The 22,806-nt window shown below is 65.5% G+C and carries 21 protein-coding genes; 14 read left to right on the forward strand and 7 right to left on the reverse strand.

What is annotated here, in order from left to right; translation table 11 throughout:
* The first annotated feature begins 1 nt into the window (after nucleotide 1).
* Together HGK27_RS22290 and HGK27_RS22295 are read left to right on the forward strand one after the other, a co-directional pair.
* Nucleotides 2–469, forward strand: a complete 468-nt coding sequence (locus HGK27_RS22290) for an Lrp/AsnC family transcriptional regulator (RefSeq protein ID WP_206245095.1) — start codon at nucleotides 2–4, stop codon at nucleotides 467–469.
* 80 nt (nucleotides 470–549) lie between these two features.
* Nucleotides 550–690, forward strand: a complete 141-nt coding sequence (locus HGK27_RS22295; protein WP_206245097.1) for a hypothetical protein — start codon at nucleotides 550–552, stop codon at nucleotides 688–690.
* Nucleotides 691–782: 92 nt separating this feature from the next.
* On the opposite strand, the gene HGK27_RS22300 is transcribed toward HGK27_RS22295, so the two are convergent.
* Together HGK27_RS22300 and HGK27_RS22305 are read right to left on the reverse strand one after the other, a co-directional pair.
* Nucleotides 783–1,565: a MipA/OmpV family protein gene (locus HGK27_RS22300; protein WP_206245099.1), complete on the reverse strand. Its 783-nt coding sequence runs from the start codon at nucleotides 1,563–1,565 to the stop codon at nucleotides 783–785.
* A gap of 91 nt (nucleotides 1,566–1,656) precedes the next feature.
* Entirely contained in the window at nucleotides 1,657–1,992 is a 336-nt protein-coding gene (locus HGK27_RS22305; protein WP_206245100.1) for a hypothetical protein, read from the reverse strand.
* A gap of 218 nt (nucleotides 1,993–2,210) precedes the next feature.
* Here HGK27_RS22305 and HGK27_RS22310 point away from each other — a divergent pair, with 218 nt between their 5' ends.
* Genes HGK27_RS22310 through HGK27_RS22320 form a run of 3 tightly spaced genes read left to right on the forward strand, consistent with a single transcriptional unit; the run spans nucleotide 2,211 to nucleotide 6,118 of the window.
* Nucleotides 2,211–2,789, forward strand: coding sequence for an RNA polymerase sigma factor (locus HGK27_RS22310; protein WP_206245102.1), 579 nt, complete (start codon nucleotides 2,211–2,213; stop codon nucleotides 2,787–2,789).
* Nucleotides 2,782–3,774 (forward strand): FecR family protein, encoded by a 993-nt coding sequence (locus tag HGK27_RS22315; RefSeq protein ID WP_206245104.1) that lies wholly within the window; start codon nucleotides 2,782–2,784, stop codon nucleotides 3,772–3,774. Before HGK27_RS22310 ends, HGK27_RS22315 begins: the two co-directional genes overlap by 8 nt.
* Nucleotides 3,758–6,118 carry a TonB-dependent receptor gene (locus HGK27_RS22320; protein ID WP_206245106.1) on the forward strand — a complete coding sequence of 787 codons (2,361 nt, stop codon included), beginning with the start codon at nucleotides 3,758–3,760 and terminating at the stop codon, nucleotides 6,116–6,118. The genes HGK27_RS22315 and HGK27_RS22320 overlap by 17 nt, the downstream gene beginning before the upstream one ends.
* Nucleotides 6,119–6,196: 78 nt before the next feature.
* Here the strand turns inward: HGK27_RS22320 and HGK27_RS22325 are convergent, their stop codons facing one another.
* The gene (locus tag HGK27_RS22325) at nucleotides 6,197–7,048 is read right to left on the reverse strand and encodes a LysR family transcriptional regulator (RefSeq protein WP_206245490.1); all 852 of its coding nucleotides are present in this window, start codon (nucleotides 7,046–7,048) and stop codon (nucleotides 6,197–6,199) included.
* Nucleotides 7,048–7,953, reverse strand: coding sequence for a LysR substrate-binding domain-containing protein (locus tag HGK27_RS22330; RefSeq protein WP_206245108.1), 906 nt, complete (start codon nucleotides 7,951–7,953; stop codon nucleotides 7,048–7,050). The genes HGK27_RS22325 and HGK27_RS22330 overlap by 1 nt, the downstream gene beginning before the upstream one ends.
* 96 nt (nucleotides 7,954–8,049) lie before the next feature.
* Between HGK27_RS22330 and HGK27_RS22335 the strand changes: the two genes are divergently transcribed.
* Entirely contained in the window at nucleotides 8,050–8,868 is an 819-nt protein-coding gene (locus HGK27_RS22335; protein ID WP_206245111.1) for an SDR family NAD(P)-dependent oxidoreductase, read from the forward strand.
* 39 nt (nucleotides 8,869–8,907) lie between these two features.
* Here HGK27_RS22335 and HGK27_RS22340 read toward each other — a convergent pair whose 3' ends face one another.
* Together HGK27_RS22340 and HGK27_RS22345 are read right to left on the reverse strand one after the other, a co-directional pair.
* Entirely contained in the window at nucleotides 8,908–9,474 is a 567-nt protein-coding gene (locus HGK27_RS22340; protein WP_206245112.1) for a YceI family protein, read from the reverse strand.
* A 28-nt stretch (nucleotides 9,475–9,502) separates the two neighbouring features.
* Nucleotides 9,503–10,063 carry a cytochrome b gene (locus HGK27_RS22345; protein WP_206245113.1) on the reverse strand — a complete coding sequence of 187 codons (561 nt, stop codon included), beginning with the start codon at nucleotides 10,061–10,063 and terminating at the stop codon, nucleotides 9,503–9,505.
* Nucleotides 10,064–10,491: 428 nt separating this feature from the next.
* On the opposite strand from HGK27_RS22345, the gene HGK27_RS22350 reads away from it, so the two are divergent.
* From HGK27_RS22350 to HGK27_RS22385, 8 genes are all read left to right on the forward strand, one after another.
* On the forward strand, nucleotides 10,492–13,317 hold the full coding sequence (locus HGK27_RS22350) for a TonB-dependent receptor plug domain-containing protein (protein WP_206245114.1): 2,826 nt from the start codon (nucleotides 10,492–10,494) through the stop codon (nucleotides 13,315–13,317).
* A 131-nt stretch (nucleotides 13,318–13,448) separates the two neighbouring features.
* On the forward strand, nucleotides 13,449–14,336 hold the full coding sequence (locus HGK27_RS22355) for a LysR family transcriptional regulator (protein ID WP_206245115.1): 888 nt from the start codon (nucleotides 13,449–13,451) through the stop codon (nucleotides 14,334–14,336).
* Nucleotides 14,337–14,338: 2 nt separating this feature from the next.
* The gene (locus HGK27_RS22360; RefSeq protein WP_206245116.1) at nucleotides 14,339–15,652 is read left to right on the forward strand and encodes a CitMHS family transporter; all 1,314 of its coding nucleotides are present in this window, start codon (nucleotides 14,339–14,341) and stop codon (nucleotides 15,650–15,652) included.
* Between the two features lie 14 nt (nucleotides 15,653–15,666).
* Nucleotides 15,667–16,992 carry an acyclic terpene utilization AtuA family protein gene (locus HGK27_RS22365; RefSeq protein ID WP_206245117.1) on the forward strand — a complete coding sequence of 442 codons (1,326 nt, stop codon included), beginning with the start codon at nucleotides 15,667–15,669 and terminating at the stop codon, nucleotides 16,990–16,992.
* Complete coding sequence (locus tag HGK27_RS22370; RefSeq protein ID WP_206245118.1) at nucleotides 16,992–17,300, forward strand: AtuA-related protein; 309 nt, start codon at nucleotides 16,992–16,994, stop codon at nucleotides 17,298–17,300. Before HGK27_RS22365 ends, HGK27_RS22370 begins: the two co-directional genes overlap by 1 nt.
* Complete coding sequence (locus HGK27_RS22375) at nucleotides 17,293–19,269, forward strand: alpha/beta hydrolase domain-containing protein (protein WP_206245119.1); 1,977 nt, start codon at nucleotides 17,293–17,295, stop codon at nucleotides 19,267–19,269. Before HGK27_RS22370 ends, HGK27_RS22375 begins: the two co-directional genes overlap by 8 nt.
* A gap of 85 nt (nucleotides 19,270–19,354) precedes the next feature.
* A complete protein-coding gene (locus HGK27_RS22380) occupies nucleotides 19,355–21,025 on the forward strand; it encodes a GH39 family glycosyl hydrolase (RefSeq protein WP_206245120.1) in 1,671 nt (556 codons plus the stop codon).
* 197 nt (nucleotides 21,026–21,222) lie between these two features.
* Nucleotides 21,223–21,402 carry a hypothetical protein gene (locus tag HGK27_RS22385; RefSeq protein WP_206245121.1) on the forward strand — a complete coding sequence of 60 codons (180 nt, stop codon included), beginning with the start codon at nucleotides 21,223–21,225 and terminating at the stop codon, nucleotides 21,400–21,402.
* 11 nt (nucleotides 21,403–21,413) lie between these two features.
* Here the strand turns inward: HGK27_RS22385 and HGK27_RS22390 are convergent, their stop codons facing one another.
* On the reverse strand, nucleotides 21,414–22,766 hold the full coding sequence (locus HGK27_RS22390) for a sensor histidine kinase (protein ID WP_206245122.1): 1,353 nt from the start codon (nucleotides 22,764–22,766) through the stop codon (nucleotides 21,414–21,416).
* Between the last annotated feature and the right edge of the window lie 40 nt (nucleotides 22,767–22,806).

Consider the following 22,806-nt stretch of genomic DNA (forward strand, 5'->3'; position numbering starts at 1 on the left):
CATGCCATCCACACTCGACGACCTCGACCGCGCGATCCTGCGAATCCTGCGCATGGATGGCCGCCGCCCCAATGCCGAAATCGCGCAGGCCGTCTCCCTGTCGCCCTCAGCCTGCCTGCGCCGCATCAGGATGATGGAGAGCCGCGGGGTCATCGCCGGCTATACCGTGGTGATGGGCCGTGAGGAGGAGGAGGACCGGGGTGTCGATGTCGTGGTCCAGGTCACGCTCGACCGGCAGACCGAGGACTATCTCTCCCGCTTCGAACATGCCGTGAGACAGTGCCCGGAAGTGCGTGAATGCTTCCTGATGACCGGCGATGTCGATTACTGGCTGCGCCTGCGCATGGACAGCGTGGCCGCCTATGAGGAAATCCATGGCGAGGTTCTTTCACGCCTGCCGGGGGTGACACGGATCAGCTCCAGCTTCGCCATGCGCGATGCGTTGCGGCCCAAACGGGGGCGCAAATAAGACTTCTCCCGGAAGATCAGGCATCGATCCAGCCGGCGCCACGCCTCAACCTGTCGGCCGAAAACAGCCATGTCTCGCGCATGGACGATCACAATGCGGTCTATCATGGCGGCACCTCGCTGGCCTATGCAGGCACGCAGAATATGCGCGGCAGTTCTGTTGGAGACGTCTGGCGCAACGACGGCGGAAAGAGGCGGCTGGAGCACGCGATCGCGTCCTGATTGGGGGGATGACCCGATCGGCGCTCCAGCCTACGCAGACGGCGCTCCGCAGCACGGGGAGGACAGCCCGGCGCATGCGAAGAGCCGGGCGATCAGAAGCGGTAAGCCACGGAGACAAAGCCCGATGGCTGAGTCTTGTGAACCACCAGCGGGCTGCGGCCATCGGCACCCAGCACCGTGGTCACCACGCCCGAGGCGCTCAGAATGATGTTGTCGGTGATGCGATAGCTGGCGGTCAGGCTGCCGCTGGCATCCTTGAAGCCTGCACCGGGGGCATAGGTGTTCAGGCCCGAGGCTGCGGCCTGCACCGTGTCGATCCCGAAATAGCGGTTGTTGAATTTGGCATTGGCCCAGGTCGTGCCCACACTGGGGATGATCGTCAGGCGGCGGGTGACCGAGACGGGATAGGACAGGCTGGCATCGGCAACCAGACCTTTGGTGCCGCCGACAAAGCCCTGCGTCGCCCCCAGAGTCAGCATCACGCCCTTTTCATGGACCGACACGAAACCGCGCGCGCCCGCGCCGAAATTGACCGCGCCGACACCGGCGGGCACATCCTTGGAACGATAGCCCTGCGTGTAGGTGATGCTGGCGCCCACCGTCACCAGATCGGTGTCGATCAGATTGGCACCGATGCCATCGCGCAAATTGGCGAAGAAGCGGCCCTGTTTGATGTCGATGGCGGGCAGAGGCAGGGCGCGGTACTTGTCGCCGCCCTCATAGGCCGGGGCGTAGAGCGCGCCCATGCCGACGATGATATGGTCGGTGTTGCGCACCGTATCGCGCTGGGCAGCAGCATCGACATCCTGTGCCCGCGCCCCGGAAACAGTGAGCAGGGACATAGCGGCGCAAACGGTGGTGATGGCAATCTTCATGCGTGGTCTCTCTGGGGATTGGGCAGGCTTCGCCCTCCACCGGAAGCGTGGATCGGCTGAGGCTTGCAGGGGATGGTAAGGGGGGAGCCGATCAGGCGGCGGTGTGCAGATCCGTCAGCATGCGAACCTCAAGGATCTGGCCGGGGCTGAAGCCGCAGGTCAGCAGGGTGGTGGCGTCATCCTCCACAGGCTGGCCGTGGCGCAGCAGGATGACGAAGCGGCGCAGGCGCTCCAGCCGGGGATTGGCCAGTTGCAGCCACGCGACATCTGGCCGGCTGACATGAAACCAGCGACGGGGGTGCGGCGCACGCCACGTCGGCACACTCCACAGGGGATCGCGCAGGGCCAACGCAACCACGGTCCGTTCCAGCGGCGCCAGCACTGGCGCGGCATGGGAAGCAAGCAGTTCAGGATCGTCGGGGGGCATGGATCTCGTCCTTTCATGGCTGAGACACCGCGGCCTTGCCCGATCCTCACGGAAAATCGCCCCGGCGGAGGAAAAATCACATAAGCTTTTGCAAATAATCAGTTTTAATTCTGATTTTGCAGATTTTCTCCGCTGTTGACGCCGTCCGGAACGGTTTTATCCTCACGCGTACACACGCCTGATGCCCCTTCCCTTCCTCGAAACGCCATAGCTATCCCATGTCCGACAGCGGTCTGTTACAGGCCTTCCTCAACGCCCGTCCCGAGCTGCTGCGCTTCCTGCGGCTGCGCGGCGCCATGCCCGACGAAGCCGAGGATGTGCTCCAGACCGTAGGGCTGAAACTGGCCGGCCAGGAGACAGGCCAGGGAACGGGGCCAATCGATCAGCCACGCGCCTATCTCTACCGCATGGCGACCAACGAATTCCTGCTGCACCGCAGGGGCGACACCAGACGGCGCCTGCGCGACGAAGGCTGGGTCGATGCGCAAAGCGGTTTTGCGCGCGAGGTGGACCCCCAGCCCTCGGCGGAAAGCGCGCTGATCGCCAGCCAGCATCTGCATCTGCTGCAAGGCGTGATCGATGCCATGCCTGAGCGCACGGCCACCATCTTCCGCCTGTTCCGGCTGGAAAGCGTGCCGCAAAAGACCATCGCCGCCGATCTGGGGATCAGCGTCAGCGCGGTGGAGAAGCATCTGGCGCGCGCCTATCTCGACATTCTGAACGCGCGCAAAAAATTTGATGAGGAAAGCGGGCCTGTGCGGCATCCTGCTCATGAACAGGGCCATCACCATGACTGAGACCGCATCCGACCTGACCCGAACCGCCCTGAGCTGGCATATCCGCCTGCGGGATGGCGGCGGTGCGGCCAGTGACGCCGATTGGGATGCCTTCGCCGACTGGCTGGCGCAGCACCCGAGCCACGCCGAGGCCTATGCCGAAATCGAGGCGATGGATCATGCCCTCGATCCTGCCTTGCCCGATCTGCATTTCCCGGTGCCTCAGCCTGCAGAACCGCAGCCGATTGCGGCCAATGACGATGCCCCTTCCCCCTCACGCCGCTGGCGCTGGGCGGCGGGCGCGGGCGGAGCGCTGGCGGCGGGATTGGCTCTGGCGCTGTTCACGGGGTCAAACACGGTGCCGGGCTCCAGCCGCTACCAGATCGCGACCACGCCGGGCGAAAGCCGGACCGTCCAGCTCGATGCGGACACCCAGATCACGCTCAACGGCGACACGCAGATGGTGTTCGACCATAAGGATGCCCGCTTCGCCCGGCTCGATCATGGCGAGGCGCTGTTGGCCGTGAAGCATGATGCCCAGCACCCCTTCACGCTGGAGATGAGCAGCGGCAAGGTGGTCGATGTCGGCACGCTGTTCAATGTGGTGAGCCTGCCCGATCAGACGCGCATCGCCGTGGCCGAGGGTGCCGTCGATTACCGGCCCGAGGGGCAATCCATTCCCCTCCACGCCGGGCAGCAGATGCTGGCGGAAACGGGTACGGCCAAGGTCTCGCCCGTGGACCGTGAGGCGGTCGGTGGCTGGCGGCACCGGCGGCTGAGCTATGACGGCAACCCGCTGGAGCAGGTGGCACAGGATCTGGGGCGGGTGCTGGGCGCCGCCTTCAAGGTGGATGCCGCCATCGCGCGCCAGCCGGTCTTCGGCACGATCGATGTGCAGGACGTGACGCCCGCCCGCATCCCGCTGCTCGCCTCGGCCCTCAATGTACGGGTGGTGAAGAAGGGCAAGATCTGGATTCTGAAGCCCGCCCATGGCCCCACGCCCTGACGGCCTGCGGCGGGGTGTATCGGCCATCCTGCTGTGCGCCCCCCTGCTTCTGGCCAGCCCAGCGGCAAGAGCCGGCAGCTATGAGGTGCCCGCCGGGCCGCTGGGGCAGGTGCTGGCGCGCATCGGCGCGTTGGGCCATGCCACCATTCTGGTCACCGATCCGGTGCTGGGCACCAGGCCCTCGCGCGGGGTGCATGATGCCCATTCGCTGCATGGCGCGCTGCGTCAGGCGATCAAGGGCATCGACGCCCGGGCACAATTCATCGATCCGCACACCATTCGCGTCTCGGCCACCCCGCGCCCTGTTCTGCCGCCTCCTTCCATGGTTGCGCCGATCGCGCTGGCCCAGAGCGACATTCTGGTCACCGCCAGCAAGCAGGCCGTGGGGCTGGACCATTACCCCGGCTCGGCCAAGATCATCGCCACAGACCGGGGCTGGCTGGCGGAAAACGCCGCCTCGGGCACCGGGGCCATCGCGCGGCTGCTGCCCATTCTGGCCTCCACCAATCTGGGCGACGGGCGCGACAAGCTGTTCATCCGCGGCATCGCCGACAGCAGCTTCAACGGCCCCACCCAATCCACCGTGGGCGAGTATCTCGGCGATATCCGCCTGAACTACAATGCGCCCGATCCCAATCTCAACCTCTATGACATGGACCGGGTCGAGGTGCTGGTGGGCCCGCAAGGCACGCTTTATGGTGCAGGCACGCTGGGCGGCATCATCCGCTTCGTACCCAATGCGCCCGACAGCCATGCTATCGCCGCCACCGCCTCGGCAGGGCTGAGCACGACCTGGTCGGGCGCCGTGGGCGAGGATGGGGCAGCGATGGTCAATCTGCCGCTGGCGCATGATAAGGCGGCGGTGCGGATGGTGGCCTATGGCAGCCAGTCGGGCGGCTATATCGACGATCCCTCGCGCGGGCTGAAGAACATCAACCGCAGCTCCAGCTATGGCCAGCGCCTTTCGCTGCGGCTGGACGATCTGGGCGGCTGGCGGCTCGATCTGGGCATGGTGTTCCAGAACCTCTACAGCGCGGACGGGCAATATACGTTGCTGGGCACACCCGAACTGACCCGCAACAGCGCCATCGCCCAGCCGTTCCACAACAATGAGCGGATGGGCTATCTCTCGGCCCGGCGCGCGCTGAGTTGGGCCGATCTCAACGGCAGTCTGGGCTTTGTGAAGCAGGATCTCAGCACGGTCTTCGACGCCACCGGCTATGACGGCACCGCCACCCCGGCCCGCTACACCGAACTGAACGACATCACCCTCTTCACCGGCGAGTTCCGCCTGAGCGGGCACAGCCGCCGCCATCCATGGGTGCTGGGTGCCTCGACCCTCTACAATGCCAGCGCCCTGATGCGCAGGCTGGGGCCCCTCAACGATGAGACTCCCCTGACGACCGTGGTCAACACACGCGGCGAAGGCGCGCTGTTCGGAGAGGTGTCCTTCCCTCTGGGCCGCCGCCTCACCGCCACAGTGGGGGAGCGGCTGACCGTCGCCAGCAGCTCCGGCTTTCTGGTCGATACGCAGGGGGTCTTCTCCAGCCGGGTCACCCATCTGTCGGCGCGGCTGTCGCACACGCTGGCCTTCGACTGGCATCCCGGTGGCCCGGTTTCGGCGTTCTTCCATTACCAGCAGGGCTATCGCCCCGGTGGCCTTTCGGTGGCGGCATCGGGCAATGGCGTGCAGAGCCAGCGCTTCGAAACCGACAATCTGAGCATGGACGAACTGGGCCTGCGTTATGGCAGGCAGGATCATGATCGCCTGTGGCTGCGCGGCGCATTGTTCTTTGCCGATTGGGCCAACATTCAGGCCGATCTGGTGGGCAGCAATGGCCTGATCACCACAGCCAACATCGGCCATGGCTTCATCTATGGACTGGATGGCGAGATCGGCTGGCATCCCGCCCCGTCATGGACGCTGAGCGCCGCTGCCTTTCTCAACGACAGTCGCCTGAGCGATCCGGCCCCCGCCTATGCCTCCAGCCTGTCGCAAACGCTGCCCAATGTCGCGCGGGGCGGCATACGCGGCGAGGCGCGGTGGAACGGGCAATGGCGCGGGCAATGGCCGGTGAGCGCAGGCGCCACGCTGCGCTATATCGGCCGGTCGGTGCTGGGCGTGGGCGCGGATCAGGGGGTGACGCAAGGCGGTTATGTCGTGCTGGGCGCCAATGCCCGCATCCAGATCGGCCGCCTTGGCCTCTCGGTGATGGCCGACAATCTGGGCAATGTTCGGGCCAACACCTTTTCCTTCGGCAATCCTTTCGGCCTTGCCCAAGGCAATCAGATCACGCCGGTGCGGCCCCGCACCATCCGGCTCGGGCTCGATACCAGGTTCTGAAAGAGCCAACAAAGCGGTCATGCCGCCAAGGGGGCCTGCCATTCCGGGATATTGCCCCGATCACGCTTTACACCACCTTCAGTGAGCCAGACGCTGCACCACCAGATCGAGCAGCGCCCTCATTCGCGCCAATCTCCGCAAATCCTTATGATACCCCACGAAAGTGTCGCGCCCCGGCGGCCCTTCGCCGAGATCGATGGCGGCGATGCCGGGCGTGGCATCGCCAAGCAAGCGGGGCAGCACGGCAAGCCCGGCGCCATCGGCGCAAAGACGCGCCTGAACCTGCCGGTTGTTGCTGCGGAAGGCCACCGTCGCCTCGGGCAGTCTCTGCCTTAGCCAGACGGCATCGGCCATCTGCGCAAAGCCGGTGTCCATGGTGATGAGGCGCGCGCCCTGCCCCTCGCCCAGTCCCGCAGGATCGAAACCGGGCGGGGCGTAGACCGCATAGGGAAGATGCAGCAAGCGGCGCGAGATAACCTCCGGCTCATCGAAAGGCTTGATGCGGAACACCATATCGGCCTCCCGCCGCGGCAGGCTGTAAAGCCGCGCATCGGTCAGCAATTCCACGCAAACGCCGGGATGGCGCGCGCCGAACTCGGCCAGCACCGGCGCCAGCAGGCAGGCACCGAACCATTCCGAGCAGGAGAGGCGCAGCATGCCCTCCAACTGCCCCTCGCTGCCATTGAGTTCGCGCTGGAAGGCCAGAGCCTCCTCCTCGATCCGCTCGGCATGGGCCAGCACCAGGCTGCCCTCATCGGTCAGGACAAAACCCTCGGCGGTGCGCTGGAACAGGATATGGCCGACGGCCTCCTCCAGCGCGCGCAGGCGGCGGCCCATGGTCGGTTGCGTCTGGCCCAGAGCGCGCGCCGCCGCGCCCAGTGTGCCCGTTCGGGCGATGGCCAGAAAGACCCGCAGATCGCTCCATTCCATCACGCTGCTGCCCCCGCCTTTTCGATCAGCCCCTCGATCAGATCATGGATCAGGCCGGAGGTCTCATCCCGGCGCCAGAAGATATGCACCGCCAGCGGCGGCAAGCCATCCAGCACCCGGTAAACGCAGTTCTGCCGCGCCGCGCCAAAGACATAATCCGCGCCGATCATCAGCCCCGCACCTTCCCCGGCCATGGTCAGGCCGATCTGGGGCTGGGTGGTTTCATAGACGAAATTGGGCTCGACGCCCTGTTTGCGGAAGCTCTCGATCACCTGATCATAGAGCGGCGGGTTCATGCTGCGCGCAAAGATCATCAGCGCCTCGCGGGCAAGATCCTTCGGCGTCAGGCGCTCCATCGCGGCCAGAGGATGGCCCAGCGGCACGGCCACCAGCCACTGCCCCTCCAGCAAGGGCCTTGTGGCGATGCCCTGCGTGGCATCCTCCTGCCCCAGCAGCACGCCCATGCCGATGTCGATCTCACCGGCCAGCAAAGCCTTCACCTGCTGCGGCGACACCATCTCCCGGCGCAGCACCTTGATCGCCGGATAGAGCTGCCGCAGATCGGCCAGCGCGGGCAGCAGGAAAGGCAGGTTCGTCGCCTCGACCATGGCGATCGTGACGCGGGCATCGCAGTGGCGCGCGACGCGTCGGGTGGTCTCGACCAGCGCATCGATCCTTTGCAGCAGATCCTGAGCACCGGCCAGAAAGGCCTCGCCCGCCTCGGTGATCGCCACATTGCGGCGGTCGCGGATCAGCAATTGCACGCCCAGAATGGCTTCCAGCGCGGAAATCTGCTGGCTGAGCGCGGGCTGGGTGATCGCCAGCCTGACCGCCGCGCGCCCGAAATGCCGCTCCTGCGCCACGGCGGCGAAATAGCGCAGATGTCTGACATCGACCGCGTTCATTAGTGGAACTTATCACAGGCCGCAAACAGGTCAATTGGAGCGCCCCGCCGCCCGGCGGTAATCAGCATGCATCACTCAGCATCAAGGAGAAGGTCCATGGCAAACTGGTTTATCACGGGTATTTCTCGCGGTTTCGGGCGGATTATGGCCGAGGAACTGCTGGCACAGGGGCACACTGTGATCGGCACCACCCGCGATGGCCGCGCCCCGATCCTGCATGACCGGCTAACCGTGTTCAAACTCGATGTGCGCGATGCCGATCAGGCCCGCGCCGTGCTGGAGGAAGCGGTGGCCAGCACCGGCGGCATTGATGTGCTGGTCAACAATGCGGGCTACGGGCTGGTGGGCGCGGTGGAGGAAGTCTCCCCCGCCGAGGCCGAGGCGGTGATCGCCACCAATCTGATCGGCACCCATAATGTGATCCGCGCCGCGCTTCCTTCCATGCGGGCGCAACGGCGCGGCCATATCGTCAATTTTTCCTCGGTGGGGGGCTTTGCGGGGTCCGTCGGTTTCGGGCTCTACAATGCCTCGAAATTCGCGGTGGAGGGGCTGTCCGAGGCTCTGGCGCTGGAACTCAAGCCCTTCGGCATCGGCGTCACCATCGTCGAGCCCGGCTATTTCCGCACCGAATTCCTTTCGGCAGACTCCGCCGTGAAGGCCGCTCACAGCATCGAGGCCTATGCCCAAAGCGCGGGCCAGACCCGCAGCAATGTCTCGGCCCATGACGGGAGTCAGGCGGGCGATCCCGCCAAGGGGGTGCGGGCGATCATCGCGGCGGTCGAAAGCCCTGAACCACCGCTGCGGCTGCCGCTGGGGGCGGATTGCATCGCCCGGATGGAGGCCAAAATCGCTCAGCTTCAGGCCGATATCGCGACATGGCGCGATGTGGCGACGGCCACCGCCTTTGACAGCTGAAGGACAGGCCCGGACCACCGGGGTCCGGGCCTGCGATCCTCAGGGATGGGTCGCGTTGATGCTGACGTTGATCTGCACATTGGCGGCGACCATCTCGGTGCCCTTCCACTGCCCTTGCCCAACGCCGAACATGCCGCGGTTGATCGTCAGGCTGCCCTGCATCTGGGCGCTCTTGCCATTGATCTTCAGCGTGAAGGGCAACACCACGGGATGACGCACACCGCGAATGGTGAGATCACCGATGGCCTGATAGCGCCCGCCGCCCAGATCCTTGAAATTGCTGGCGGTGAAGGTCGCGCGGGGGAAGGCGGCGGTGTTGAACCAGTCTGCGGTGGGCAGGCTCTGGTCGCGGGTGGCCTCGCCGGTGACGGCGCTGCCCATCTCGATGGTGGCGGAAACGCGGGACTGGTTCAGCGCCTTGGGATCGAAGGCGATCTGCGCGTCCCAGCGGCGGAACTCGCCCTTCACGCCCTGATTGTTGACCGCCACGCCAAAGCCGAGATGTGAGCTGGCCTTGTTGACGCTCCAGACCGGGGTTCCGGCATGGGCGGGGGCGCTGATGGCGGTGGCGCCGAGCGCCAGAGCGGCGAAGAGATTGTTACGCATGGGGATTATCCTTGAAGCTGAAGGGGGATCAGTTGGCGCGGCCGAAGCGCGGCAGCATGCGGGAGAGAACCTTGTCACGCGCGACGATCTGATGCTTGAGCGCTGCGCCGATATGCAGCGCCACCAGCCCAGCCGTGCCAAAAGCCAGCGCCTTATGCGCGCCCTCGGAGAGGTGGTTGACCTGCATGCGGGCGTCCACCGGCCAGTCATGCACCGGCAGATGCGGCCAGGGCACGGTGTGGAACAGCAAGGTGGGCAGTTTGAAAGCGCTGGTCGAAACCAGCAGCCAGCCGGTCAGCGGCATGCCGATCATGATGGCATAGAGCAGCCAATGCACCGATGATGCCGCCAGCTTTTCCCATGGTTTCATCGTTTCGGGATAGGGCGGGGCCTGATGCGTCAGGCGCCAGGCCAGCCGCAACACGCTGAGCAGCAGAACCAGAATGCCGATGCTCTTGTGGAGCTGATACTTCTCGAACTGGGCCAGCCCTTCAAGCGTCTGCATCCACCAGCCCAGCGCCAGATTGGTGAGGATCAGGGCGGCGATCAGCCAGTGCAGCAGGATGGCGACAGCGGAATAGCGGGGCATGGACGCTCCTTGAAAGGCAGACGCAATGGCGCGCTCTCACCCTCGCGATGCGGGGGCGGCTGGCCATGTCGGGAAGCGGGATGGAGGGCGGTGGGGTGTCTGAGCCCTCTCCTAGCGGGGCACAGCCGTGCATGGAATTGGCGAAATGTTGCTTCCCGCTATGCGTTTTCGGATAGATCGATGAACGGGCGAGATCGCCGAACGCCAGGCGCCATGGCGGAAAAGCCTGCAAGGTGAAGGCCCTGCCTCACTTATCAACCCGGGTTATAAGAGCATAGGCCAATTGTATTTCACTTGATCTCTGCCACGCGCCATCACGCCGCCAGACAAGAAAACCACCAAGGTGGAGAGGGGGAACAATCCGGCTCGGAACGTATGGGTGCGTTCCGAAAGGGCATCTCTCCGCCAATGGTCTGGAGGAGGTGCGCATGACGGGGGTATACGGAGCAAAACACTGGCTGATGGCAGGCACGGCGCTGACCATCGGCCTCGCGGGACTGCAGGGGCAGGCCTGCGCGCAGGCCACGCCTGCCGCCGATCAGGCGCAGGCCAGCGAGCCCAAGCCGCAGGACATCGTGGTCACCGGCTCCTATCTCGGCAACATCCGGCAGGAGAACCGCGCCTCGCCCATTCTGGCGGTGGACAATGCCGCCATCGAGCGCACTGGTTCGTCGTCCATCGGCGATCTCACGCGGTTTATCCCGCAGAATGTCGGCAGCACGGGCGGTTTGCAGGACCTCTCCAAGGGCGGTGCGGATTCGCGTGACACGCGTTCGGCCAATCTGCGCGGTCTTGGCTCGGGATCGACGCTGGTGCTGCTGAACGGGCGCCGCGTCACGCCTCAGGCGGGCGACGATTACGTCAACCTCAACAGCCTGACGCCCGATATCGCCATCCAGCGCGTGGAGGTGCTGCTGGATGGCGCGTCCTCCACCTATGGCGCGGACGCGGTGGCGGGCGTGTTCAACGTGCTGACCGATACCAAGTTCAAGGGGTTCAAGACCTCGGCCCAGTTCACCAGTATCGACAAGTCGCCAGCCTGGAATGTGCAGGCCATGCTGGGTCTGGGCAGTGACAGGTTCCACACCGTGCTCTCGGCCTCGTACCGCTTTCAGGACAATCTGCAGAATTCGGACCGCGCGGTCACCAACTTCGTCAACAACACCGCCAGCGGCTATCCGGGCAGCTATCTGCTGACGGGCCGCCCGCTGACCTCCACCGGCGGCCATGTCGTGATCGGCGGCAATGACTACACCGCGCTTTACGATGCCAACAAGGCGGCCAATGGCACGCTCAAGGTGGTGGACCCCAATTGCGGCGCTTCAGGCACCAACAGCGTCTATGCGCCCACGGGCAATGCGACCTTCGGCCTTGGCAACTGCCTCTACAATTTCCAGCCCAAGAACCCGATCCGCCCCCGCGCGCGCAGCATCAACATCCACGATGACAGCACCTTCGAGATCAACGACGCCAACACGATCTTCTCGGAAATCAGCTATTACCATCAGGATTCAGAGCGTTTCGGCGTGCCCTCCTATGCCCAGAACGCGGGCAATGCGACGATGCCCGCCTCCAACCCCTACAACCCCTTCGGCGTGGATGTGCTGTTCTATGGCCGCGCCATTGGCGCTCAGGGTTTTCCGGGCGGTTATGACTATCGCGTGATGCGCGATACGGTGAACCAGCAGCATTATGTGCTGGGCGGGCGCGGCAGCCTGATCGGCCGCTGGAAGTATCTGGCGACGCTGACCTATTCGGCCTCGCAGACCATCGCCCGTGACCGTGACACCGATATGAACCTGTTCCAGGCCGCGCTGCGCGGTTACGGCGGGCCCAACTGCAACACCAATTTCCTTGGCGGCGCCAGCGGCGCGGTGGCGGGGCAAGGCAGCTGCCTCTATTACAGCCCCTTGCAGGCCAATCTGGCGCAGATGAACCCCTCGCTGATCTACAATCTGCAGAGCGACGTCTTCACCGATTACAAGCGCCAGTATTACATCGCAGAGGCTGTCGCCAACGGCCCGCTTGCCAGCATCAATGGCCATGAGATCGCCGTGGCCGTGGGCGCGCAATACCGCCGCGAAACCTCCACCACCACCTATTCGGACCTGCTGCTCTCGGGCTATGGCGGCTTCCTTGGCAAGCATCTCAACACCAGCTTCGCGCGTGAGGTGAAGAGCGTCTTTGCCGAAGCCAATTACGAACCCATCGACAGCCTGACCCTCAACGCCGCCGCGCGTTACGAGGATGCGGGCGGCTACAGCAAGCTGGTGCCCAAGGTGGCGGTGAATTTCCGCCCGATAGCGTGGTTCTCGCTGCGTGGTTCCTACAGCAAGGCGTTTCAGGCGCCGACCTTGGCCAATGGCTCGGCCTCGCTGATCGGCACCAATGTGGTCAATGTCACCGATCCGGTCGACGGCACCACCAGCTTCCGCACGATCCAGACCTATGGCAACCCCAATCTGAAGCCGCAGTCCTCCACCGTCTACAACATCGGCGCCACCTTTGTGCCGACGCGGCGGGCGCGGATCTCGCTCGATTACTGGAACTATCAGTTTAACAACCAGATCTCGACACAGAACCCACAGCAGGTGGTCAACACCGCGCCCAACGGCAGCGCGGTGGTGCGCGATCCGCTGACCGGGGCGCTGCAATCGGTGCTGGTCTCCAGCTTCAACGCGCCCAGCGGCACCAAGACGGCGGGTCTCGACCTGCAGGGGCAATATGGCTTCGATGCCGGGCCGGTGAAGCTGACCCTGCGTGACACGCTGACCTGGCTGCTGACCTATGATGTCGACACCGGCGTGCTGCTGCGCGATGGCAGCGGCAATGTGACGGGATCGGTGGTCTACAACGGCGTGGGCTATCGCAATGCCTTCAACCAGTCGCCCACGTCATCGTCCGCCGCGCCGCGCTGGCGCAGCGTGGCCGGGGTGGATGCCAGCTATGGCCGCCACACGCTCTCGCTGACATGGCGCTACACCTCGGGCGTCAAGGATGATTACGGGCAGAATCTGAACACCAGCGGCACCGGCACGGTGTTGCCCAATGTGACGGCGAAAGTGGCATCCTTCTCGGTGTTCGATGCGCAATACAGCCTGAATTTCGGCAAGGGCAACCGCTATGACCTGACGCTGGGGATGATCAACATCTTCGACAAGGCTCCGGGCGCCGCGCTTTACAACGGCTACCTGCCCTCGATCGCCGATCCGTTCGGGCGGCAGATGTACGCCCGCGTTTCGGCCAAGTTCTGATGTTGGCTGGCGAGGCCATGGCATCGGCATCTCCAAAGGGCATCTGCCTGCTGGACGCCGCGCCTGCGCCTCGCCACCATGCGCCTTTCCTCCGGCCCGATGGTCGGCTTCCTCTGGCGCACAGGTTCCGTATGCCCCGCACTCCCAGCCTTTCCGTCTTGCGCCAGTTCCGCATGCTGGCCCAGACCGTCAATTTCAGCCGCGCGGCGGAGATGAGCTGCGTCTCGCAACCGGCCCTCTCGCGCACGATCCGCCTGCTGGAGGAAGACCTTGGCGGCCGCCTGTTCGACCGCAACCGCCGCCATGTCTCGCTGACCCCGGCGGGCGAGGATCTGCTGCGCCTCACCGAACGCCTGATCGCCGATTTCGACGAGGCCTTCGATCAGCTGGGCCAGACGCTGTCCGGCCAGCGCGGGCGGGTGGTGCTGGGCGTGCTGCCTTCCTATGCGGTGGGCGACCTGCCGCAAGTTCTCAGCCGCTTTCGCGATCAGTGGCCGGGGGTGGATGTGACCGTGCGCGAGGGGCTGGCGGGCACCATCTACCAACATTTGCGCGAAAGGCTGATCGATCTGGCCGTGATGACCCCGCCTGAGGACACGGAAGAGGATTTCACCTTCCTGCCCCTGTTCTCAGACCCCTGCGCGCTAGTCTGCCGCGCCGGAGAAGCGCCGCCGCAACCCAATTGGGACAGCTTCACGCAAAGCCCCTTTATCGCCATGGCCCCCTCCAGCAGCGTGCGCCAGATCACCGATGCGGCCTTTGCCCGCGCCGGCCTTGCCCCGCGCCCGCTCTATGAATGCACCCAGCCTGCCACGCTGGGGGCCTTTATCGCGGCAGGTCTGGGGATCAGCGCTCTGCCGCTGTCCTGCCGCCCGATGGTGGGCGCGCATGATCTGGCATGGCATAGGCTGGACGATCCGCAATCGGAGCGGCTGATCGGCATCGCCCATCTTTCGGGCCGCAGCCTGTCACCCGCCGCGCAGAACATGATGGCGGCCCTCTCCGCCGGGGAGGCCTGAGCATGCTGGCACCCACTGTTCTGGCGCTGGGCGCATTGGCCATCGTTGGCGTGATGCTGGCGGTGATCCTCACCAACCGACTGTCACCTCTGGCGGCGATGATCCTGATCCCGGTGGCGGGTGCTCTGCTGCTGGGCCAAGGCGCAGGCGTGCCGGGCTGGATCATCGCGGGGGTGACGAAGATCGCGCCCGTGGCAGGCATGTTCGTCTTTGCCATCCTGTTTTTCGGCGTGGTCAGCGATGCGGGCCTGCTGGCGCCCTTGGTGAACGGCGTGCTGAAGCTGGTGGGGCGGCGCCCCTCGCGTATCACGGTGGGCACCTCGCTGCTCGCGCTGCTGATCCATCTCGACGGATCGGGAGCGGTGTGTTTCCTCATCACCGTGCCCGCCATGCTGCCGCTCTATGACCAGCTGGGCATGGACCGGCGCATTCTGGCCTGTTGCGCCTCGCTGGCGGCGGGCGTCAACTTCCTGCCGTGGACGGGGCCGACCTTGCGCGCCAGCGCGGCACTGCATATCCCCACGGCACAGATTTTCGCGCCCATGCTGCCGGTGCAGATCGTGGGCCTGATCTTCGTTTTCGGCGCAGCATGGTGGATGGGGCGGCGCGAGGAAAAGCGCCTTGCCGCCCTGCCGACCATCACCCCTGACATCGAGCCGTTTACCGCCGATCTGCAGGCCCCCGATCCGCTGCACCGCCCGCGCCTGTTCTGGCTCAATCTGGCAATCACACTGGCAGTTATCGCGCTGATGGTCACCGGCAAGGCCGAGCCTGCCGTGGTCTTCATGGTCGCCACCGCGCTGGTGCTGGCGATCAACTACCCACGCGCCGAAGACCAGCGCGCCCGCATCGAGGCGCATGCCCGCCCCGCCATGATGATGGCCGGCATCCTCTTCGCCGCCGGGGCCTTCACCGGCATCATGAATGGCGCGGGGCTCATCCACGCTCTGGCGCAGTCCAGCGTCGCTCTGGTGCCCCCGGGCATGGGCGGACGCATTCCGCTGCTGGTGGCCCTGACCGGCATGCCGCTGAGCATGCTGTTCGATCCCGACAGCTTCTATTTCGGCGTGCTGCCGGTGGTGGCGCAGGTGGCCGGGCATTTCGGCGTGGCGCCGGTGCAGGTGGCGCAGGCCGCGCTGCTGGGCATGCACACCGTCGGCTTTCCCGTCAGCCCGCTGACGCCCGCCACCTTCCTTGTCGCAGGCCTCAGCCGCATCGAGCTGGGTGCGCATCAGCGCTTCGCCTTCCCATGGCTGTTTGCCGCCACGCTGGTGATGACGCTGGCGGCGCTGGCCCTCGGCCTGATCGGATTATAAGTGAGAGCAACCGCATGACACGCATTCTCATTGGTGCCGGAGCCGGTTTTGCCGGAGATCGCATCGAACCGGCGGTGGAACTGATCGAGAAGGGCGATCTCGACTATCTGTGCTTCGAATGCCTGGCCGAGCGGACCATTGCTCTGGCCCAGCTGGCGCGGCAGCGCGATCCGGCTGCGGGCTATGATCCAAGGCTGGAAAAGCGGATGCGCGCGGTGCTGCGCCCGGCCATGGAGCGCGGGGTGCGGATCGTCTCGAACATGGGGGCCGCCAATCCTTTGGCTGCGATGCAGGCGGCGTTGGGCGTGGCGCGCGAACTGGGCCTGAAAGGCATCCGCATGGCCGCCGTGCTGGGCGATAATGTTTTAAGCGCCATCAGCGGTCAGGATCATCCGCTGATCGACCGTGACGGCGCGCTGGCCGATCTGAACCCCATTTCCGCCAATGCCTATCTGGGCGCCTTTCCCATCGCCCGCGCGCTGGATGAGGGCGCTCAGGTGATCTTTACCGGGCGCGTCTGCGATCCGGCGCTGTTTCTGGGGCCCATGATCCATGCTTTCGGTTGGGCAGAGGATGACTGGACAAGGTTGGCGCGCGGCACGGTGGTGGGCCATCTGCTGGAATGCGCCGGGCAACTGACGGGCGGTTACTTCGCCGATCCGGGTGTGAAGGATGTGCCCGATCTGGCACGCCTCGGTTTCCCTCTGGCCGAGGTCTCCGAGGATGGCGATGCCGTGCTGACCAAGGTGGCGGGCTCGGGCGGGCGGCTGTCTCTGGCCAGCGCGCGTGAGCAGGCGATGTATGAAATCCTCGATCCCGCGCGTTATCTGCAGGCCGATGTGGTGGCCGATTTCACCAGCCTGAGCCTGACCGAACTCGGCCCCGATCGCATCGCGGTGTCCGGCGCGCAGGGCCATCCCCGGCCCGAAAAGCTGAAGGTCTCGGTCGGCTATCGCGACGGCTTTATCGGTGAGGGGCAGATCACCTATGCCGGACCGGGCGCGGTGGCGCGCGGGCAGCTGGCGCTGGAGATCGTGAAGGAACGCATCGCCATGCTGGGCCTGCCGGTTGAGGATATCCGCTACGATCTGATCGGCGTGAACTCCGCCAATGTCACCGCGCAGATGGGAGATCCCGCCGAGGTGCGCGCCCGCGTCGCCGCCCGCGCACCTGACGCCGCCACCGCCGCCGAAATCGGCGCGGAGGTGGAGGCGCTTTATCTTAACGGCCCCTCGGGCGGGGGCGGGGTGACCACCTCGCTGCGTGAGGTCGTCGCCGTCGCCTCGGTGCTGATCGGGCGTGACGCGGTTTCCCCCTCCATCCTCCATGAGGTGAGCTGATGCGCCTGCGCGACATCGCCCATGCCCGCACCGGCGACAAGGGCGACACATCCCAGATCTGCGTCTTCGCGCGCGAAGCCGATCACTTCCCCCTGCTGGAACGCGCCCTGACGGCCCAGCGCGTGGCCGATCACCTCGCCATGCTGAAGCCCCGAAGGATCGAGCGCCATGTGCTGCCCAATCTGGGGGCGGTGAATTTCGTGCTGCATGGCGCGCTGTCAGGCGGGGTCACGCGGTCGCTGGCGCTCGATGCCCATGGCAAGACGCTGGGCGCGCAACTGCTGGATATGGAGATGGGCGATGCGTAAGATCTTCCTGCTGGGCGGCGCGCTGCTGGCGCTGGCCTCGGGCGCGCAGGGCCGCGTCACCGCGATCCATATCGAGAGCCGCACCCCGGCCCCGGTCAAACCGGGCGAGCGTCCCTATGAGATCATCACCGGCACGTTTGATGGCGATCTCAGCCCCGCGCGCGATGCCATCATCACCGATATCGCCCATGCCCCGCGCAATGCGAAAGGCCGTGTAAGCTACAGCGCCACCTTCGCCATCGCCCGCCCGCTGGAGCGCGGCAGCGGCATGCTGTTCTACGATGTGCCCAACCGCGGCAACGGCAAGGTCGGCCCCGATGAGGACGGCCATATCCGCGTCATCAGCGGCTGGCAAGGCGATCTCACCCCGGCGCCCGGCGTGCAGAGCGCCCAAGTCCCGGTCGCCAGGGGGCTGACCGGCATGGCGCTGGCCCGCGTCACCGATCTGTCCGGCAGCACATGGGGCCTGACGGGCGGCATCGGTCGCCCGGTGGCGCGGCCCTTGCCGGTGGATCTGGATACCGCCCATGCCCACCTCTACCACCAGAGCAGCGATGACGCCGCGCTGGAACCCATCCCCGCCGACCAATGGGCCTTCGCCGATTGTCGCAGCGCGCCGTTCCCCGGCACGCCCGATCCGGCGCGCATCTGCCTGAAGGGCGGTTTCGATGCCACGCAGGCCTATACGCTGGCCTATACGGCGCGCGATCCGCTGGTGCTGGGCATCGGCTTTGCCGCCACGCGCGATCTGGTGAGCTTTCTGCGCCACGCCAAAGCCGATGATGAGGGCACGCCCAACCCTCTGGCGGGCCAAGTGCGCTGGAGCGTGGTGAGCGGCACCTCGCAATCGGGCAATTTCGTCAAGAGCTTCATCAATCTGGGCTTCAACCGTGATGAAGCGGGCACCCGCGTCTTTGATGGCGCCAACCCCAACATCGCCGCGCGGCAGGTGCCGCTCAACCTGCGCTTCGCCGTGCCGGGAGGCGCCGCCACCCTCTTCGAGCCCGGCAGCGAGGGCACGCTGTGGTGGACGCGCTACAATGACACCACGCGCGGACGCGGCACCCACAGCCTGCTCGACCGCTGCACGGCCACCGGCACCTGCCCGAAGATCATGGAGACCTTCGGCTCGACCGAATTGTGGGGCCTGCGCCTCTCGCCCGCGCTGGTGGGGACGGATGCCAGAGCCGATGTCCCCATCGCGCCGAATGTGCGCCGCTATTACTTCCCGGGCGTGACGCATGGCGGGTCGATCACCGGCGGCATCTCGCTCGATGGCGACAAGCCATGGCCCGGCGCACCGGTCTGCGTGCTGGCCAGCAATCCCAACCCCTCGCTGCCCACCATGCGCGCCTTGCTGAAGCGACTTGTCGACTGGGTCAGCACCGGGCGCGCGCCGCCGCCCAGCCAGTATCCCACGCTGGCCAAGGGCGATCTGGTGGCGCCCACCGCCGCCGCGATGCATTGGCCCAGGATCCCCGGCGCGCCCGTGCCCGATGGCAAGATCAATGGCCTGCTGGATTACGATTACGGCCCCGGTTTCGACTATCCCGACCTCTCGGGCGTGATCACGCAGCAGCCGCCCAAAATCCGCCGCGCGATCCCCTCGCTGGTGCCGCGCGTCGATGCCGATGGCAATGAGCTGGGCGGCGGCGTGCCATCGGTGCAGCATCTGGTGCCGCTGGGCACCTATCTGGGCTGGAATGTGCTGGCCAAAGGCTATGGCGCGGGCACGGATTGCGGCTTTGCGGGCGGCTTTATCCCCTTTGCCGCCACCAAAGCCGACAGGCTGGCCAAGGGCGATCCGCGTCTCTCGCTGGAGGAACGCTATGGCTCGCATGCCGGTTTCGTGGCCCGGGTGAAGGCCGTGGCGGACCGGCGCGTGAAGGAAGGCTGGCTGCTGCCCGACGATGCCGCGAAGCTGGTGGCCGGGGCCGAAGCCAGCGGAGTGCTGAAAACAGGGCAGTAAAATCCGGCTCCCTCTGGCCTCCGCGCGTTTCCCGCGCGATAGCATGCGCTGCAAAAGCATGTTCGCCATCTTGAGAGGATGCCCGATGACACCGCTTCGCGTGCTTGCCGCCCTGTCGCTGCTCACCGCCCTGCCCTCTGCGCTTCAGGCGCAGGAGGCCCCGCGCCCCGTTTCCATCAGCGTGGACGCCGGGCAGACCAAGGGCACACTGCCCCCCGTCTGGCGCTTCTTCGGCGCGGATGAGCCCAATTACGCCACCATGAAGGACGGGCGCAAACTGCTGCTCGAACTGGGCGAGTTGAAGCCGGGCGAGGTCTATTTCCGCGCTCACAATCTGCTGAGCAGCGGCGATGGGACCGCCGCCTTCAAATGGGGCAGCACCAATGCCTATCGCGAGGGGCCCGATGGCAAGCCGGTCTATGACTGGACCATCGTCGATCACATCATCGACACCTATCGCGCGCGCGGCATCCGGCCCTATCTCCAGATCGGCTTTATGCCAGAGGCTTTGTCCAGCGCGCCGCCGGGCACGCCCTATCAGCACAGCTGGCGCCCCGGCTTCGACTATCGCCTGATCGCCACCGGCTGGACCTATCCGCCCAAGGATTACGCCAAATGGGGCGAGCTGGTCTATCAATGGACGCGTCACAACATCGAACGCTATGGCCGCGCCGAGGTCGAAAGCTGGTATTTCGAGGTGTGGAACGAGCCCAACTCCCCCTTCTACTGGCAGGGCAGCGCCGAGGATTTCTACAAGCTGCATGATTACGCCATCGCCGCCATCCGCCGCGCCTTGCCCAGGGCGCGCGTGGGCGGGCCGGATGTGGCGGGATCGGGCGGGGCCTTTATGGACGGCTTTCTCAAGCATGTCTCCTCGGGCACCAATTACGCCACCGGCCAAACCGGCACGCCCACCGATTTCCTCTCCTTCCACGCCAAGGGCCGGCCCGGCTTTGTCGATGGGCATGTCCGCATGGGGATCGCCACCCACCTGCAGGAGGCTGATCGCGGCTTTGCCAAGGTGCTGTCGGTCCCGTCTCTGGCGGGCAAGCCGGTGGTGATCGGGGAGAGTGATCCGGAGGGCTGCGCCGCCTGCCCCGGCCCTCAGAACGCCTATCGCAACGGCACGATGTATTCCAGCTACACCGCCGCCAGCTTTGCCCGCCTGTGGGATCTGGCCGCCCGGCGCCATATCCATCTGGAGGGTGCGGTTTCATGGTCCTTCGAGTTCGAGGATCAACCATGGTTCGCCGGCTATCGCCAGTTGGCCACCAATGGCATCGATCTTCCGGTCCTGAACGTGTTCCGCCTTTTCGCCAAGCTGGGCACCACGCAACTGGCCTCCACCAGCGATGCGCAACTGCCGCTGGAAGAGGTCATGGCCAGAGGCGTGCAGGGCGAGGCCGATGTCGGCTCCATCGCCACCCGCACTGCCGACGGGCATCTGGCGCTGTTGCTCTGGCATTATCACGATGACGATGTGGCCGGGCCCGATGCGCAGATCAGCATCAGCCTGAAGGGCCTGAAGGCCTCGCCCGGCACCGCCACCCTGTGGCGTGTCGACAAGACCCACGCCAATGCCTTTGCCGCATGGCAGGCCATGGGATCGCCCCAGTCGCCGGACCAAAACCAGTATGCTCTGCTGGAAAAGGCCTCGCAGCTTCAGGGGGAGGCTGTCAGTGTTGCGCCGGGGGCGCCGGTCAGCCTGCGTCTGCCACGACAGGGGGTGGCTTTGTTGGTGTTCGATGGGCGATAAGGTGGAAGTCATGCCTCCGGCGGGCAAAGGGCCAACACCCTTTGCAATCCCTTTTTTGTCAGCCTCGCGCGGGGGCATCGATCCTGGTTTTTGATGGCTCTGATGCAGGTCTGATGCCTGCGGTGCCGGATATCGGGGGAACCTTCCCTTTCGCCCGGCCCTTCCTTCTGTGCACAGGCATGGAAAAGGACAGCATCATGGCACAGCATCAGCGCGCCGGCGTTCAGGATCCGCTGGACAAGGTCGAAAAGGTCATGCGTATCTCCGGCGAGGCCGATGAGCGTGACAACCCCGGCCATGAGCGCGAGGCAGGCGAGGACGGCATCGGTCGATCCCCGGTCGGCGCGCCCCGGCAAAGCACACCTCGCGATAAATAGTGTGACAGCACTCAGACGGGGATCAGGCCCGGCGCTGCTGCGCAAGGGATCGCCACGACATTGACCGCCAGCGGCAGGGTGACATCGACCCTCGCTCCGCCTCCCGGTGCGCGGCTCCGCCGCATGGTGCCATCATGGCGTTCGACCACCGTGCGGCTGATCGACAGGCCCAGCCCCATGCCGTTCTTCTTGGTGGTGAAGAAGCTGTCGAAGTCCTGCTGTGTGCCCGGATCGGCCCAGCCCGGCCCTTGATCGCAAACGCTGACCGTCGCTTGCCCATCCCTTGCATCCAGCGCCAGAGTGACAATCCGGCGACCCGGTGCCGTGCTCTCCATCGCCTGAATGGCGTTGAGGATCAGATTGGCAAAGACCTGCTTCAACAGAATGGCATCGCCCAGCACCATCACCGGCTCGGCTGGCGACGAGAAAAGAGTCAGGCGGGTCTGGCTCTCGGCGGCCTCGCGCCCCATCAGGGTGACGGTGCCGGCAAGGACATCGGCAAGATCGATCTCGGCCCGATCGATCCGCGCCTCGCCGATCAGCGAGCGCACGCGCTGCATCACCAGACGCGCATGGTCCACGCCCCGGGTCAAGCCCTGCAGCGCCTGCTGCACCTCCTCAAGATCGGGCGGCACGCGCGCCAGCCAGCGCTGCGCGGCATTGGCGTAATTATGGATCACCGCCATCGGCTGGTTCAGCTCATGCGCGATCGAGGCGGACATCGCCGCCAGCGCGCCGGTGCGCTGCACCTCGGCCAGCTCCTCACGGGCGTGCTGGATCTGCCCTTCCAGCGCCTTGCTGCGCGAGATGTCGAGAATGCTGCCCGGCACCCGATCAAGCGAGGCCTGAGGGCCCAGCCCAAAGCTGATGGTGATCTGCCGGGGCGCCCCATCGCGCGGGATGACCACCGCTTCGGTATGGAACAGCGGGCGGCGCTCATCGATGGCGATGATGCATTCGGCAAAGCTTTTGTCACCCTCGGGCAGGAAGTCGCCAAGATAATCGAAGAAATCCTCCTTGCGCTCGAAGCCCATCATGGTGAGCGCCGTGGCATTCACATCGGTGATCCGCACCAGCTTGCGCATGGCAATCACGATGTCGGGATGGGTCTCTATATGGCGCCTGATATCGCTGATACCCTCTTCGCGCAGCCGCGCCAGTTGCGCAACGATGGGAGAGAAATCATGCTCCCAGATCGCGATCGTCAGGGAATCGAAGAGGAGACGATAGCGGCGCTCGCTCTGCCGGGCGGCGTGGTTCATGCGGCGGCAGCGCAGAAGGATTGCCGTGACCGCCAGCAGCATGATCAGCCGACAAAGCGCCGCCATGGCCAGATGCGCCGGATTGTCTGCCCCTGAAACCATGAGGGCAGTCTATAAAATCCTGTAAAACAAACATGCCCCG

Source organism: Novosphingobium terrae (assembly GCF_017163935.1).
GTDB classification, from domain to species: domain Bacteria; phylum Pseudomonadota; class Alphaproteobacteria; order Sphingomonadales; family Sphingomonadaceae; genus Novosphingobium; species Novosphingobium terrae.